Source organism: Gordonia sp. DT101, from assembly GCF_049844895.1.
Taxonomy (GTDB): Bacteria; Actinomycetota; Actinomycetes; order Mycobacteriales; family Mycobacteriaceae; genus Gordonia.
The window spans coordinates 605,008-620,080 of record NZ_JBNCLX010000002.1; the positions used below are offsets into that span (position 1 = coordinate 605,008).

Consider the following 15,073-nt stretch of genomic DNA (forward strand, 5'->3'; position numbering starts at 1 on the left):
TCGTTCGAACGTATGTTCGAAGTCTAACAGAGCCAAAACTGTCTGCGCAAGCCCTTTCGCCGAGGCAATCGGCGTCGATCAGTGAGACGAAATTTCTTCGAAGGGCGGATCGTTGAGAGGCTGGCGACCGTACTGTCCAACTGAAGAAACTCAGTCTTGTCAGGTGGAATCATGTCGCTCGATGACACTCCGCAAACTCCCGTCGATGAAACCGCAGCCAGTGATTTCGTCGCAGAACTCCTCCGCGGTTCAATGCGCACGACCCCGACGTGTTCACGGCAGTGATGACCGAGGACGTCGTCTTTGAGCACAGTGGTTCGGCGGCCCCTTCTTTCACCCGCACGCGCCGCGCGTCAGCTTTGCCTGGACTGCAGTGGGAACCCACACCGGCTCACTCGATCCGCCGGGCTGGCTGCCACGGGCAAAGACGTCGAGTTCGACGTCCGGGAGATCATCGAGTTCCGGGACGGGCTCGCAAGTCATTTCCGCGTCGTGATGGACATGACCGAGTTCGCTCGACAGATCGGAACCATCCCGGCTCGGGGTAGCCGAGGGGAGCGGGCGATGGCGCGGATGCCGCGGTTCCAGATGAAGGTGGCGCGGCGCCGCTGATTGTCCGTTATTGTCCGGCCGGCAGACCGAACGCCGCCAGTACCGTCGTGCTCCACAACTGCTGCTCCCGCGCATTCGGGTTGGCCGCGTCGCGCATCACCGCCGCGAGACCCGCAGTGCTGCTGGGGAATGCGGAGTAGACGTCGATCACCTGAATGCCGTCAGCCGACATAGCGGATGCATAGTCTGAGAGTTGGCGCGACACATCCGACCCCTGCCGAGGCCCCTGCTTGATCACCGCGATCTGGGCGTTCGGGTATTTACTGCGTACTTCGGTGATCAACGGCTGGATCTGTGCGGCGAGCGGTTTGCACGCGTCCTGGCCCGGCCCAAAATTGAGCAGCACCAGATCGGGCGTCACTTGGGATGGGATCATCTCGTCGAGATTCTGCGCCGTATACGCCACGCTCTTACCCGGCGCGCTGGCATTCCAGAAACCGATCGCGGCGTTGGTGCCGTTGCCGACTCCGACGACGGGACCGTACGCGTCGGCGGAAGTGTTCCAGAATCGTATGGCGACCGGCCGGTCGAGATTCTGACTGATCGACGTGGCGAGGGCGGGTGTCCAACCCTTTCGGTCCGCGCCGGTCGAGTCGCCGAGCAGGACCAGAGTCTTCGGAGTACTCGGGTTGGCCTTCGCGTCGTCGATGAAGCCGGCCGTTGCCGGAGTCGAGGCCGGCGACATGCTGGTCGGGTCGGTATGCGCCCCCGTCGACGAGACCGGAGCTGTCCGATTACCGGAAATGATGAGACCGACGACGAGTACGACCATCACAATCCATGCCCAGAGGGGCGCCGATCCGGCGATTCGCTTCAACACAGTGGACATCCGAGGGACTTCCGAACTTCCTGACGTGTGCGATCGACTCGCAACACCGCTCCGCGCAATGGCTGGTCAAGTACCAACGTCGATCACTGTAACCGCATCGACAGTCGGCGGTCGCGGGATACCCCCGGGCCCGCAACGATAGTCGACGTTCCTGCCGCACCTTCTGATCCTGGCCGCAGGATCGGCTTCGAGCAGGAAACCGGAGGTGCGGCCAGAACCAGGAGTTGGGTAACGTCCCCACACCGCTCGCCGATCATTGGGTGGGGAATGCCAAGGAATAAGGGTGAAGAAGTGAACGCGCAACCGAAGTCGGGAATCTCGCGCAACAGTCGGACGGCGCGCGTAGCCGGCGTCGCGGTGTTGGCCGGTGTCGTCGTGATCGGCACAGCCTGTGGACCGGGCGGGTCGGAACCGGTCTCCACGGCGTCGTCAACGTCCGTCACCAGCAGAACCACCACGACGCCGTCGAGCGAGCCGACATTGCGGCCTGTCGCCGCCGCCGGGGCAACCACGGTGTCAGCCAACTCCGCCGACGGCTCGCTTGCGAAACTGGAGACGCTGGCCGTGAAGGGCCGTGCCCCGAAGACGGGCTACTCCCGCGAACAATTCGGACAGGCGTGGACCGACGACGTCTCGGTGGCCGGCGGACACAACGGCTGCGATACCCGCAACGACATCCTGCGTCGCGACTTGACGGCGATCACCTTCAAGTCGGGTTCCAATGGCTGCGCGGTGCAAACCGGCACGTTGAATGACCCGTACACGGGGAAGACCATTTCGTTCGCCCGGGGAATCAAGACGTCGTCGGCAGTGCAGATCGATCACGTCGTGGCGCTGTCGGACGCGTGGCAGAAGGGCGCCCAGCAGTTGAGCGCGATCGAGCGGCGCAATCTCGCGAACGATCCGCGCAACCTGCAGGCCGCCGACGGACCGGCGAATCAGCAGAAGAGCGACGGCGACGCGGCGACGTGGCTCCCGCCGAACAAGTCGTATCGCTGCACCTACGTATCCCGTCAGATTGACGTGAAGGTGCTGTATCGCCTATGGGTGACGCAAGCGGAGAAGGACGCGATGGCGCGGATTCTGTCCAGCTGCGGCGGTACCCCGGTCGCGACCACCACTCCGGCACCGGAACTATCAGAGACCGCGACGAGGACAGCGACACCCGCGCCCGCCTATACGCCGCCGCCGACCACCACCCAGCCGGTGTACGTGGCGCCTCCGCCCGCGGCGGATGACGGCGGCAGCACCTACTACCGGAACTGCTCTGCGGTGCGGGCGGCCGGCGCTGCGCCGATTCACGCAGGCCAGCCCGGCTATCGGTCCGGTTTGGATCGTGACGGTGACGGGGTCGCCTGCGAGTAGCGGACGCCGGCGCATCTGTGGACGGTCTGATCTGAGGCCCCGCACATGGAACACCTGTCAGAGCCGTCGACCACGTATGTCGTCCGACGGCCCGCTGAGGTGATGTCCATGTCAACGACAGCGGTGACCACGCCGCAACCGGATTGACGATCCACGTCATCACCGTGTCGTCGGGACCGGGCTACCCGATCGGAGTGAAAGCCAAGATCGGAATCGTGCGATCGCCGGCCCAGGACTCGTATTTGGCATACCCGGGCATGGCCTGTTTGACGTTGTCGCACAGGCGGTCGCGTTCGGTGCCTGTCACCTGCTCACCGCGGAATGTCGCGTCGACACCGCCCGCGTAGATCTGCACGACCGGATTCGCTTTGATGTTGTGATACCACGCCGGGTGGCGGGCGCCGCCGTAGTTGGAGGCGATCAGGATGACCCGATCGGCGTCGGTGAAGTAGATCAGTGGCGTGGTTCGCCCGATTCCCGATTTGGCTCCGGTACGCGTCAAGAGAACGAACCGCGGCCACGGACCGATCGAACTCAGGTGCCCGCGGGTGAGTCGGATGAGGGTCGGATCAACACGCGGCGAAATGGTTCGGAGGAACCACTGCCCGGCCGGCGTGAAACCGAACTGCCCAGTGCGACGTTGGACGGCGTTGGCGCGGTCGAGTCGTAGATTCGGAATGGGCATCTCTCGCTCCTGACGTCTTGTCGTCCGCGTCACCGCGACTCCGGAGCTCGACGGGCGTCAGGAAACCGGGAAGCAGACGATCGTGATGCAGACCGTCTTCGGGGCGTCAGGGATCGGGAAGATCGGAACCAAGGGGACCGGAAGGAGCGGAACCGGCAGGAGGGGTACCGGAAGGTTTGGTACGTAGATGGTGGCCGCGTCGTGGGGCGTAGGCGCGGTGGCCTCTGTTGGCGCCGCGGACGCGATCGGCGCCAACGGGATCGACACAGCTGCGCACACGGCGATGCCGGCGGCGATTTTTTTGGGTACGGGTGGTCATGGCTGCTCTGTTCTCGAGACGTTCGACATCGTCATCAGACCGCTGATTGTTGGTTGTGCAACGCTCTCAACAAATCCCACGACAATTTCGTTGCAGACACTAAGTAATCTGGTCGCCCTGGCCCGCGGTAGTGCAGCCCTGTCTTCAGGGTGCGGACTCGGAGTTCAGTTTCTCACATGCAGGATTCGATATCGAGAGACATTGGTTCGATCGGCTGACGCCGCACCAGGTCTGTGTGAACGCATCTATCGGCGCAGTGGCGGCCGCGTGATCTGCTGTGACACCAAGGCGTTTCGATCCGGCAGGATGCCGGCGACCTCGCGGTACGGTTCTCGGCGGGACGCTGTCGCGCAACGCCTGCCCGGCGCGCGGAGGGAGCACCGATCTGCGCGAGCGCGCTCCAGGGCGGCGGTCGATACCGCCCCGCCGAGGGTCTTTTCTGGAGGTCGCCTGCCGGAGGCTCGGGTCAACCGAGCACGGGACGTTTCGGCCAAAATCGATATCTACGTGCAACGACGGCGGCATATCGTTTGCCGGTCCGGTTCCGATGCCGTAAATTCAACGCTTGCTGAAGCTCATCGATTTCGGGTCTGGCACTAGCTGGCGATGAAAGGGCCGTTCGGTCGGCTTAGGCGCGGAACGGGAGGCCGGGTGCGGGGTAGCCCCACAACGAGGTCAGGCGAATTTTTCGGTGCCGATCGCCCCGACGGAGAATTCTACTTCGTATTTGTCCGATTTCGCGAGTGATCGGGTGCCATTCTGAAATGTACTATCTGACGTTTGATTAATGTCGCAGGCGTGGGTTTTGTATTTTTCGCCTTGGTAGACTCAGCTGCGACGCGTCGCTTCGGAGCGTGCTTACTGACCTGCCAGTAGTGTTGCGCAACAACATATTTCTCCTTGCTAAAGATGTCGTCGCGTGGAACGCCTGGCTGGCATTCGTCCGTTCGGACTACATCGGATTTGATGATTTTCGCACGTCGAGATTTCACCTGTAACAAACGTTGTGGTTTATGTCGATAAGCGGTTGTTGGTGTCGGTTCCTTGGCTTAGTCTTCTCGTTGTTGGTCGAGGTCGGGTTCTGCGATCGACAGAACGGCACAGCTGTCACAGCGGATCGGTTTCGTTTGTGTCGGTTCGCGTCAGACCTCGACGAGTAGGGGAGGCAGCGTGACCAGTGAGTCCGCTATGGAAGCGGTGGCGCCCAAACGTGCACCGCCGAGCGTGGTGTCACGTTTGCTGTTGGTCTCCCGAGCGCGCGAGCGTTCACGGTCCTGGGTCGACGGCTATGTGACTCGTCTCGCCTGGTCGGATGCTCTGATCGTGGCCGGCGCCGTGATGGCCGGGCAATGGATCCGGTTCGGGCCGAGTAGTAGCCACATCCCGAATGGCAGCTCATTGCCGGCGGGCGCGGTGTCGGTGTCATTGATCGTCGCGTGGATCGCCTGGCTACGAATTTTCCACACTGCGGACCGCCGCATCATCGGGTCGGGATCTCAGGAGTACAGCCGGGTGACGACGGCGTGCTTTTCGGTCTTCGGCCTGCTCGCCATGGTTGACCTGTTGTTCAAGCTTGACCTCGCCCGAGGCTTCCTGGTGGTCGCCTTCCCCGTCGGAACAATATCGCTGCTCGTGTCACGATGGCTATGGCGCCATCGGCTCATGAGTCAGCGCCTCCAGCAGCGCAACCTCGAGAATGTGCTCGTGATCGGCGGGCTCAAATCTGCGGTACCCCTCATCGAGCGTCTCTCGGCGCAACCTGTGCTCGGCTACCGGGTTGTCGGCCTCTGCGTTCCGGAGCGTGCTGCCGACCGCACTCAGGTCAGGGTGGGAGATCGTCTCATTCCGGTGTGCGGGACGTTCGACGACGTGGTCGACGCAGTGACCGTCTGCGACGCCACGACGGTCGCGGTGACGTCGGCCGAGGCACTGGGGCATGAAGCCATGCAGAATCTGTCGTGGGACCTCGAGGGGCTGGACGTCGACATGGTTGTGGCCCCGGGCGTCACCGACGTCGCGGGACCCCGCATGATGGTCCGCCCGGTGGCCGGGCTGCCTCTTCTGCATATCGACAAGCCGCAATATGACGGCGCCAACCGATTCCGGAAGGCGCTGGTCGACCGGGTAGGCGCCGCGCTCATCGTGTTGATGATCCTGCCCGTGTTGCTGGCCGTGGCGGCGGCGATCAAGCTCGACTCACGCGGTCCGGTGTTCTATCGTGCCCACCGCGTCGGGGTCGGCAACCTTCACTTCCCGATGTGGAAGTTTCGCTCGATGGTGCGCGACGCCGACGCGTTGAAGAGTAACCTCAGGGGCCTCAACGAGGGCGCCGGCGGTGTCCTCTTCAAGATGCGCGACGACCCGCGGGTCACTCGCGTCGGCGCGTTCATTCGCCGGTTCAGCATCGATGAGCTCCCGCAGCTGTTCAACGTGCTCGGTGGGACCATGAGTTTGGTGGGCCCGCGTCCTCCCCTTCCGGAAGAGGTCGAACAGTACGACGGTCGCGCGGCGCGGCGGATGCTCGTCAAGCCGGGGATGACGGGGCTCTGGCAGGTCTCGGGACGATCGGACCTGTCGTGGGAGGAATCGGTACGCCTGGATCTCTCCTATGTGGAGAACTGGTCCATCATGCAGGACCTTGTGATCCTCTGGCGCACATCCAAAGCCGTGATTTCCAAAGATGGAGCGTACTGAGAAGGGCGCTCGGCGACGGCGTGGTCAGACGTACCGCGCCCGCAACGCCCGCCGGTCCACCCTGCCCGGTCCGCGCGTCGGAAGCTCGGTGAGCTCGATGACTTCCCGCGGTCGTAGACGCATGGTCGTAGACGCAACCGCCCGCGGTCCGGGCTCGCCGCGAACCGCGATCGCGCCGCGGCCGACCTCTGGCATGCTGGAACAGACTCGCGATCGATCGACGTCGCGGGTCGCGCAGTCGACACAGAGTCACGACCGACGGGAGTATCGAGTTGGGCGACGACCAGACCGGCTTCGACGAGATGGTCGATGCGATCAACTACCCAATGTTCGTGGTGACCGCACAGGCCGACGGCCGACGCGCCGGATGCCTGGTGGGGTTTGCCAGCCAGACCAGCATCGACCCGCGCCGATTCCTCATCGGGATCTCGAAAAACAACCTGACGCACGAGGTCGCTGAGCACACCGACCACCTCGCGGTACATCTGCTCCCGCGGGAACGCACCGACCTCGCCCGACTGTTCGGCGGGTACAGCGGATACGAGACCGACAAGTTCGCCCAATGTGCATGGTCGGAGGGGCCGCACGGGCTGCCGATCCTCGATGGCGTCGCCTTCTGGTTCGTCGGCAAGACACTGCGACGATTCGATGCCGGCGACCACGACGCCTTCCTGCTCGATCCGGTCGACAGCGGTTCACAAAGCTCCGCGAACCGCACTCAGGCGTGGGTGACGTTCTCCGACGTGCAAGACGTCGATCCGGGTCGTGACGCGTGATCGAGCCCGGAGCCGACGACGCGTTCGACGCGGTCGCGCTGGCCGAGCAGCGATACGCGGACTGGCCCGAAGGTGTGCGCGCCAACATGGTCATGAGTCTCGATGGTGCTGCGGTCTTCCAAGGGAAGGTGCGGCCGTTGTCGTCCCGGACCGACCAACGTCTGTTCCACGCCCTCCGGGCGATGGCGGACGTGATCCTGGTGGGCGCCGGCACCGCGCGAGTCGAGCAGTACGGTCCGGCGATCCTCGACGACGAACTCACCGCTCTTCGAAAGCGACAGCTGGGGCCGTCTGCGGCGCCGGCCCCTCACATCGCGATGGTCACCCGCACCTGCTCGGTGCCGGCGACCGCGTTGGCGGCGGAATCGGATCTGCGGCCGCTCGTGATCACCACCGAGCGAGCCGACGCGACATCGGTGACCGGGCACGCCGACGTCATCGCCGCCGGTGACGAGGAGATCGACTTCGCCGAAGCCATCGGTGGCCTGCGGGCGCGCGGATTCCGCCGAATCCTCTGCGAGGGCGGGCCGACGCTCCTCGCCGCGCTCACCGCGGCCGGGCTGGTGGAAGAACTGTGTCTCACACTCGCGCCCGTTCTGACGGCTGAACCGGCGGGCGTGGGCGCCGGCGCTGCGGCGGAGGGCACCAATCTCCTCCCGGTACCGGTGCGGGCGACGTTGCGGCACTCGGTGGCCCACGACGACCATCTCTTCCTGCGGTATGTCACCCGGAGTATCGGGCGCGCAGGGCGCGACGATCCACCTTCCCCGGCCCCCGTGTCGGGAGATCGGGAAGTTCGATGACCTCCCGCGGCGCGGCGTAGCGGTCCAGTCGCTCGGCAACCGCACCCCGAATCCGATTCGGGTCGAGAGTTGTTGTACCAGAAGCGACCACGAACACGACGACCTTTTCGCCCAGCCGATCGTCGGGTACGCCGACGACGGCACACTCGGCGACGGCCGGGTCGTCGAGGATCACCGCCTCCACCACCTGCGGCACGATGGTCAAACCCCCACTCGAGATCGCCTCGTCAGCGCGGCCGACGATGGACAGCACGCCTGCGTCGTCGAGGTGGCCGAGGTCATCGGTCCGGAACCAGCCCGGTTCGACGAAGGCGGGATGATCGGGGCGATTGCGATAGCCGTGCGCGACGACGGTCCCGCCGAGGATCACCCGGCCAACGCCTTCGGGATTCGGGTCGTCGATGCGGACGGTGACTCCGTCGAGTGGTATGCCGTCGTAGACGCAACCGCCCGCGGTCTCGCTCATGCCGTAGGTTCGGGTGATCGGGACTCCAGCGTCGATGGCCCTGCGCAGCAACGGAATCGGTGTCGCAGCGCCGCCGACCATAAGCGCGTCGGCCTCTCGTAGCGCCGCGGTGGCCCGTGGCGAATCGAGCACCTTGATCAGCTGTGTGGGCACCAGCGAGGTGTAGCGGCGCGGGCCGTCGAGGTTCTCGAGGGCATCAGCGAAGGCGTCGGGGTCGAAGCCGTCGGTGACGTCGAGGGCGGCGGGAGTGAATCCGGATGCCAAGGCACGCAACAGGACCTGCACGCCGGCGATGTGGTGCGGGGCGAGCGCCAGCAGCCAGTTGCCCGGACCGCCGAGCCGAGTCGCGGTGGCGGTGGCCGATGCCGCCAGGGTGGCGGCGGTGTGCTGCGCACCCTTCGGTACGCCGGTGGTGCCCGACGTCGAGACCACCAGGGAGACATCGTCGTCGATCACCTCATCGACACCGAGCGCCTCGCGCAGCGCGGCCACCTCGCGAGCATCGTCGGGTACCGGTACGTACGCGGCGGAACCGTCGAGGACCGCGGACAGGTCACCGAGGCGGTCGAGAACCTCGGGTCTGGCGGGTAAATGAAGTGCGCGGAGAGTCTTCAGGACTCATCACCGTCGGTGTCGTCGGTGTCGTCGCGCCCGCTCGGCGGATTTGTGTGCCCGCTCGACGGATTCTCGGTTGCTGTCGGCGGGGTGTTGGGGTCCGTCGATGGATTGTCTGGGGTGGCCGAGGTCAGAGGGCTGTCGTCGAAGGGCCACCCGGATGCCTCGAGGTGCGAACGGACGCGGGCGATGTCCGCCTCGTGAGGGAGCTCATGGGTGACCTTGGTGATCCGGACGGCCGCATCGATCTTGGAGATGGGTTCCGGGGGCGGCGGGGATTCGGCGATGAGGTCGACGGACACCTCCTGGACCTCATCCTCCGTCAGCTGGCGCCGCAGCAGCGCGACGAGTGGGATGTAATCCCCCTGCGGCACTCCGTCTGGGTAGCCGGCGCGCAGCCACTCGACGATTCGCTGGAGGAACTGTGGTCGATCCACGGATGCGGCCCCCTTTCTCCCCCGACGGCAGACGAGACTCTTCTGCCGCGATTCTATGTGGTCAGGCAAAGATTCCGACAATGACGGTGAACAGACGAGCGGCGGTCGGGTCAGGAGACTCCGGAGGCCAGGGGCCACCCGGCCGAGGCGAGGCGGCTGGCCACCTGATTGATCTCCTCGGAATTGGGCTCGTCACGGATGACCTTCGCGATGGCCTCGCGGATGCGGTCCTCGGTCATCGGATTCTCGACGTCGTAGTACCTGGCGAGGCGGAGCACCACATCGGTGACCTGGTTGTCGTCGAGGACGCGTGTCAGCAGGGCGAGCAGCGGCGGGAACTCGGTCGGTGGGATGCCCTCGGGATAGCCCTTGCGGATCCAGGTGATCGCGGATTCGAACAACGGGGTGCCGTCAGCCATGGGTGCATTACCTCCGGGGTGTCTCTCGCGTAGGCCTACTTGTAGCCGAAGGGGAAGATCTTGATGTCGGTGTAATAGAAGATGGTCTGCCGGGTGATCCACAGGAGACCGAGCAGGATCAGCAGTCCGACCACACCGAAGATCACGTATCCGAGCGTCCGCATCGCCGGGTTTCCCTGTGACACAGTGCCGTCCGCATTGGTCTCGGAAGCGCCCTCGGCGTGGAAGCGGAGGCCGAATGCGAACAGGGCGGGCAGGCCGGCACCGAAGATCAGTCCGACGATCAGAACCTTGCCGATCGATTCGACGATGTCCATCGGGGGTTTGTCCTTTCGTGTCTGACGGCGTCAGCGGCCGGTCAGGAGACAGTGGTGAGACGGCGGGGTCAGGCGACCGGGGCCTTGGCTTCGGTGACGGTCTCGGCCGGGATGATCGAGTTGGTGGAGTCGTCCCATTCGGCGTTGACGTTGTTGGCGTCGACCTTGTTCTGCTGTGCGCGCCAGTACATGTAGCCCGAGGCGACGATCAGGAGGCCGAAGATCACCAGTGCGCCGACAGTGTTGCCGAGCACGTGTGCGATGCCGAAGCAGAGCGCGCCGACCAGGCCGGCGGCCGGCAGGGTGGTCACCCAGGCGATGGCCATGCGACCCGCGACGGCCCAGCGGACCTGGGCGCCCTTCTTTCCGACACCCGAGCCGAGGATCGAGCCGGTCGCAACCTGTGTGGTCGACAGCGCCATGCCCGCGGCGCTGGAGGTGAGGATGATGGCCGCGGACGATGCCTCGGCCGCCATGCCCTGCGGCGAGCTGATCTCGACCAGGCCCTTGCCCAGGGTCCGGATGATGCGCCAGCCGCCGAGATAGGTCCCCAGGGCGATCATGCCGGCGCAGCTGAGCACGATCCAGAACGGCAGGCCGTGGCTGACCGACGACGCATCGAGGTGGCCGGTCACGATCAGGGCCATTGCGATGACGCCCATCGTCTTCTGGGCGTCGCCGGTGCCGTGGGCGAGGGAGACCAGTGACGCGCTGGCGATCTGGCCGTACCGGAAGCCCTCCTCCTTCTTGCTCTCGGTGATCCTCTTGGTGATCGCGAAGATCATCCAGGTGCCGCAGGAGGCCACCAGGCACGCGATCACGGGAGCGAGCAATGCCGGAACGATGATCTTCGAGAACACGCCATGCCAGTTGATGCCGGACATTCCCAGCGCGGCGATGCCCGAGCCGATCAGGCCACCGAAGAGTGCATGCGATGAGCTCGACGGCAGGCCGAAGAGCCAGGTGAAGAGATTCCAGAGGATGCCGCCGATGAGGCCGGCGAAGATGATGAGCAGTGCGGTGGTGGGCGTGAGGCCGGTGATGATGTCGCCCTTGTCGTCACCGGAGGTCTGCTGGATGTTCAGCACTTCCTTGGTGATGGTGGCCGCGACCTCGACCGACAGGAACGCGCCGACGAGGTTCAGGATCGCCGACAGTCCGACGGCCACCTTCGGCTTGAGGGCGCCGGTGGCGATCGACGTGGCCATCGCGTTGCCGGTGTCGTGGAATCCGTTGGTGAAGTCGAAGCCAAGTGCTGTGATCACCAGCAGCACAAGAATCAGCGTCTCTCCGGTCATGTTCATATGATGCGGTCCCGCAGCCCCTCCCACCTAACCCTCCAGGGCCCGAGATGTTCGATTTGACCTGGGAGTTTGCCAAGAATCTCGATATGTTCATCCGTTGTTCATGTGGCCGCCGCCAATCCGCCACCGAGCGAGCCCGCTTCCGGTCCTTACTGATTCGCGGAGGGACAGATCGAGCGCTCGGGCAGCTGTGTGACCCGCACGACAGCTGTGGAAGAATCCGACCATGACTGCTGCGATGACGCTCGGAATGCCGATCAACTACGCGGGCGACTTCCGCGAGACCATCAACAACCTCGGCGACTTCGAATCGGTCGGTGTCGACCGCATCGCGGTCCCCGAGGCCTACAGCTTCGACGCCGTCAGTCAGCTCGGGTACATCGCGGCCAAGACCGAGAAGATGGAACTGCAGACCGCGATCCTGCCGATGTACTCACGCACCCCGACGAACCTCGCGATGACCGCGGCCGGCCTCGACTACATCAGCGGCGGCCGGGCGGTGCTGGGCATCGGCGCGTCGGGACCACAGGTCATCGAGGGCTTCCACGGTGTCAAGTACGACTATCCGGTCGGCCGTGCCCGTGAGCACGCCGAGATCTGCCGCAAGATCTGGAAGCGCGAGAAGTCCGACTACCAGGGCAAGCACTACACCCTCCCGCTCACCAAGGAGGATGGCGGCACCGGGCTCGGCAAGCCGCTGAAGATCATCAACCACCCGGTCCGCGAGCGGATTCCCATGCTGCTGGCCGCGATCGGCCCGAAGAACACCGAGCTCGCCGCCGAGATGTTCGAGGAGTTCCAGCCGTTCCTGTTCCATCCCGAGTTCGTCGACGCCGCGTTCGGCGAACCGCTGGCCGCCGGTAAGGCCAAGCGCGATCCGTCGATGCCGCCGCTGAAGATCGTGGTGCAGGCCGCGACCCTGATCTCCGACGACGAGCAGGAGGTCGAGAATGCGCTGCAGGCGGTCCGCCACCACGCCGCGCTGTACATCGGCGGCATGGGAGCTCGCGGGAAGAACTTCTACAACACCCTCGCGCAGCGCTATGGCTACGTCGACGAGGCCAAGATCATCCAGGACCTCTACCTCGACGGGAAGAAGGCAGAGGCCGCCGCCGCCGTGCCGGACGAGCTGGTGCGCGCGATGTCGCTGATCGGTCCGCGCTCGCTGGTGGCGGAGCGCGTCGAGGCCTTCCGTGCCGCCGGGGTCGGCTGCATCCTGGGGACGCCGTCGGCAGGGTCGCACAAGGAACGCGTGGAGGACATGCGGGAGTTGCGGGAGATCGTCGGAAGCTGACGGTCCCCGCTATCTCGACGCGTTGTAAACCATCAGCGTCCGCCGGCCGGCTACCCTTGTCGGCCGGCTGACGCCGGCGCCCATGCCGCACACGGCCGGGCGCGTGCGCTCGCGGTGACGCCTGTTCATCGGGCTGGGCCACGGCAGAATAACGTGAGCGTCGCCCCGCCGCGCACGAACGCCGCGGCTCCAGGTGGCGCTCCGGAGTCGAGTCGTGCTGTCGCCCGAGCCCTGCGCTCCGTCGACTCGAATTGGCGAAGAATTGTAAATCTGTTGTGGCGCAGTGGATCACCGATTCCGTGATCGCGACCCCCCGGTCTTCCTTCGCCTCGGTCTTCCTTTGACGCGGCCATGAGTGGTCGCCACCCCGCCGCCATTCTTCAGCGCCGACATAGCCCAATATGTCTCGGCATTGCGTAACCGGAATGTAAACAATTGACTCTGCGTCTTACGCTCATCCGGAAATACATTCATTGCCTTGCTAACTAAGTGAAGTATTTTGCTCGCAATGCTAAATGAATTCCTCTGGCAGTTTATTGGATGATATTGAAAACTATCTCCGCAGTTCAGGCGGTTGCGCAGCGTGTCTATGCAAACCTGTCGAACGAATTTCTGCTCGTTTGACGTCGGCTGTCGTAATATTCCAATTGGTGATCAAGTGGGTCGATATTGATTGTTTCCGCAATCATTTTTGGGCCTTTGGTGCAGGGAGGGATCGCGAGTGGTGATTCGACCCTTGATGCGCAAGGCGGGCGCCTGGGAACAGACGCTTCCTCCGGTGTCCCCGTTGGTAGGCCGATTGCACAACGTTGCCGAGTCCCGAGCCGCCAGGAGGTACGCACTGACCTGACATGCCTGGACGGGGGTTGGACTGTGCCCGCTGTATGGACCTGCGAAAGGAAACTTGATGGGTTCTGGCGTCGATCGGATATCTGCTGCTGTGTCACCGCTTCGCCGCGGCCGGACAATGGTCGGGTCCACGGGCAACTTCCACACCTTGCACATGTGCATCTGCTGCGTCGATTCCGACACTGCCTATGACGAACTCGTGGCGTCCCTAGGGCGACCGGCGGGTCCGTTCGTCGTGTCGTTCGTCAATGCGCATGCAGCCAATCTGGCCTGGCGGACTCCGGCGCTGTACCGCGATCTCGTCTCGTCCGATCTGGTGCTGCGCGATGGGGTAGGTGTTCAGTTGGCCCTCAGGGTGTTCGGCCGGCCTGTGGGACTCAACATGAACGGTACGGACTTCATCCCGCGGCTGTTGAAGTGCTACGCCGGCCGCCGTGTCGCCCTGTTCGGCACTCAGGAGCCGTGGCTGCACAACGCCCGGGAGATCTTGACCTCCCAAGGTCTGTCCGTCGTTGCCGAACACGACGGATACTCATCGGTCGAGACATATGTCGAGTTGGCGGAGCGAGTCGAACCCGAATTGGTCATCCTCGCCATGGGGATGCCGAAGCAGGAGGCCGTCGCCGCCGCGCTACGCCGTCGCCTGACATATCCGGTTGTGGTGGTGAACGGCGGGGCCATTCTGGATTTCCTGGGAGGTAGGGTCGATCGTGCGCCGGCTGCCGTTCGCAGGTGGGGACTGGAGTGGGCCTATCGGCTCTACCTCGAACCCCACCGTTTGGCGCGTCGGTATCTCGTCGGCATACCGGTGTTCCTCATCCACCTCGGTGCGGCGCGCATGGTGGTGGGACACCTTCCCGATTCACGAAACACGTTCGCGCAGACCGCTGGTGTCGGGATCGGTGCCGCGCGCCTCGAACGACCGTCCGCATACACAGACGAGATCGGGTCCAAGCTTGTCGCCGCAGGCGCATGCCCAGCCCTTACGGGCAGCGGGATTCCCGACGTAGATTCCGTGGGGGAGCAGATCGGTGGTGACAACCGCTCCGGCACCGACGAAGGCGTACGGCCCGATTACGTGTCCGCACACAACCGTGACTCCGGCGCCCAGGGTGGCACCGTGTCGAACGAGTGTGGTGGCAAGGGCATCGCCTGACTTCTTGACCTCGGCGCGCGGGCGGACGTCGTTGGTGAAGATCACGCCCGGTCCGAGAAAGACATCGTCTTCAACCGTGACACCGTCGAAGAGCAGTGCCCGGTTCTTCACGGTCACCCGATCGCCGAGCGTC

13 protein-coding genes and 1 pseudogene are annotated in these 15,073 nt (G+C 64.5%); 6 read left to right on the forward strand and 8 right to left on the reverse strand.

Going from position 1 to position 15,073, the window contains the following annotated elements:
• Positions 1-333 precede the first annotated feature (333 nt).
• Together ACLQ3I_RS09380 and ACLQ3I_RS09385 are read right to left on the reverse strand one after the other, a co-directional pair.
• Entirely contained in the window at positions 334-483 is a 150-nt protein-coding gene (locus ACLQ3I_RS09380; RefSeq protein WP_425801447.1) for a hypothetical protein, read from the reverse strand.
• Positions 484-619: 136 nt separating this feature from the next.
• Positions 620-1,441, reverse strand: a complete 822-nt coding sequence (locus tag ACLQ3I_RS09385; protein ID WP_425801450.1) for an SGNH/GDSL hydrolase family protein — start codon at positions 1,439-1,441, stop codon at positions 620-622.
• Positions 1,442-1,732: 291 nt separating this feature from the next.
• On the opposite strand from ACLQ3I_RS09385, the gene ACLQ3I_RS09390 reads away from it, so the two are divergent.
• Entirely contained in the window at positions 1,733-2,806 is a 1,074-nt protein-coding gene (locus tag ACLQ3I_RS09390) for a GmrSD restriction endonuclease domain-containing protein (RefSeq protein ID WP_425801453.1), read from the forward strand.
• Positions 2,807-2,987: 181 nt separating this feature from the next.
• Here the strand turns inward: ACLQ3I_RS09390 and ACLQ3I_RS09395 are convergent, their stop codons facing one another.
• Entirely contained in the window at positions 2,988-3,491 is a 504-nt protein-coding gene (locus ACLQ3I_RS09395; RefSeq protein WP_425801455.1) for a nitroreductase family deazaflavin-dependent oxidoreductase, read from the reverse strand.
• A 1,507-nt stretch (positions 3,492-4,998) separates the two neighbouring features.
• Between ACLQ3I_RS09395 and ACLQ3I_RS09400 the strand changes: the two genes are divergently transcribed.
• From ACLQ3I_RS09400 to ACLQ3I_RS09410, 3 genes are all read left to right on the forward strand, one after another.
• Entirely contained in the window at positions 4,999-6,504 is a 1,506-nt protein-coding gene (locus ACLQ3I_RS09400; RefSeq protein WP_425792842.1) for a sugar transferase, read from the forward strand.
• A gap of 272 nt (positions 6,505-6,776) precedes the next feature.
• Positions 6,777-7,280, forward strand: coding sequence for a flavin reductase family protein (locus ACLQ3I_RS09405; protein WP_425792636.1), 504 nt, complete (start codon positions 6,777-6,779; stop codon positions 7,278-7,280).
• The gene (locus ACLQ3I_RS09410; RefSeq protein WP_425801458.1) at positions 7,277-8,083 is read left to right on the forward strand and encodes a pyrimidine reductase family protein; all 807 of its coding nucleotides are present in this window, start codon (positions 7,277-7,279) and stop codon (positions 8,081-8,083) included. Before ACLQ3I_RS09405 ends, ACLQ3I_RS09410 begins: the two co-directional genes overlap by 4 nt.
• Here the strand turns inward: ACLQ3I_RS09410 and menE are convergent.
• The 5 genes and pseudogenes from menE to ACLQ3I_RS09435 all read right to left on the reverse strand — a co-directional run bounded on the left by menE (position 8,004) and on the right by ACLQ3I_RS09435 (position 11,635).
• Positions 8,004-9,164 carry an o-succinylbenzoate--CoA ligase gene (gene menE / locus ACLQ3I_RS09415; protein WP_425801942.1) on the reverse strand — a complete coding sequence of 387 codons (1,161 nt, stop codon included), beginning with the start codon at positions 9,162-9,164 and terminating at the stop codon, positions 8,004-8,006. The two genes, ACLQ3I_RS09410 and menE, sit on opposite strands and share 80 nt — an antisense overlap.
• A 113-nt stretch (positions 9,165-9,277) precedes the next feature.
• Positions 9,278-9,601: pseudogene (locus ACLQ3I_RS09420) on the reverse strand (DUF3349 domain-containing protein); the annotation flags it as partial.
• 110 nt (positions 9,602-9,711) lie between these two features.
• The gene (locus ACLQ3I_RS09425; RefSeq protein WP_425801461.1) at positions 9,712-10,020 is read right to left on the reverse strand and encodes a DUF3349 domain-containing protein; all 309 of its coding nucleotides are present in this window, start codon (positions 10,018-10,020) and stop codon (positions 9,712-9,714) included.
• Positions 10,021-10,055: 35 nt separating this feature from the next.
• Positions 10,056-10,337 carry a hypothetical protein gene (locus tag ACLQ3I_RS09430; protein WP_425792639.1) on the reverse strand — a complete coding sequence of 94 codons (282 nt, stop codon included), beginning with the start codon at positions 10,335-10,337 and terminating at the stop codon, positions 10,056-10,058.
• A gap of 68 nt (positions 10,338-10,405) precedes the next feature.
• Positions 10,406-11,635, reverse strand: coding sequence for an anion permease (locus ACLQ3I_RS09435; protein ID WP_425792640.1), 1,230 nt, complete (start codon positions 11,633-11,635; stop codon positions 10,406-10,408).
• A 232-nt stretch (positions 11,636-11,867) separates the two neighbouring features.
• Here ACLQ3I_RS09435 and ACLQ3I_RS09440 point away from each other — a divergent pair, with 232 nt between their 5' ends.
• Positions 11,868-12,935 carry an LLM class F420-dependent oxidoreductase gene (locus ACLQ3I_RS09440; RefSeq protein ID WP_425792641.1) on the forward strand — a complete coding sequence of 356 codons (1,068 nt, stop codon included), beginning with the start codon at positions 11,868-11,870 and terminating at the stop codon, positions 12,933-12,935.
• Between the two features lie 907 nt (positions 12,936-13,842).
• Entirely contained in the window at positions 13,843-14,940 is a 1,098-nt protein-coding gene (locus ACLQ3I_RS09445; protein ID WP_425801464.1) for a WecB/TagA/CpsF family glycosyltransferase, read from the forward strand.
• Positions 14,941-15,073: the final 133 nt, after the last annotated feature.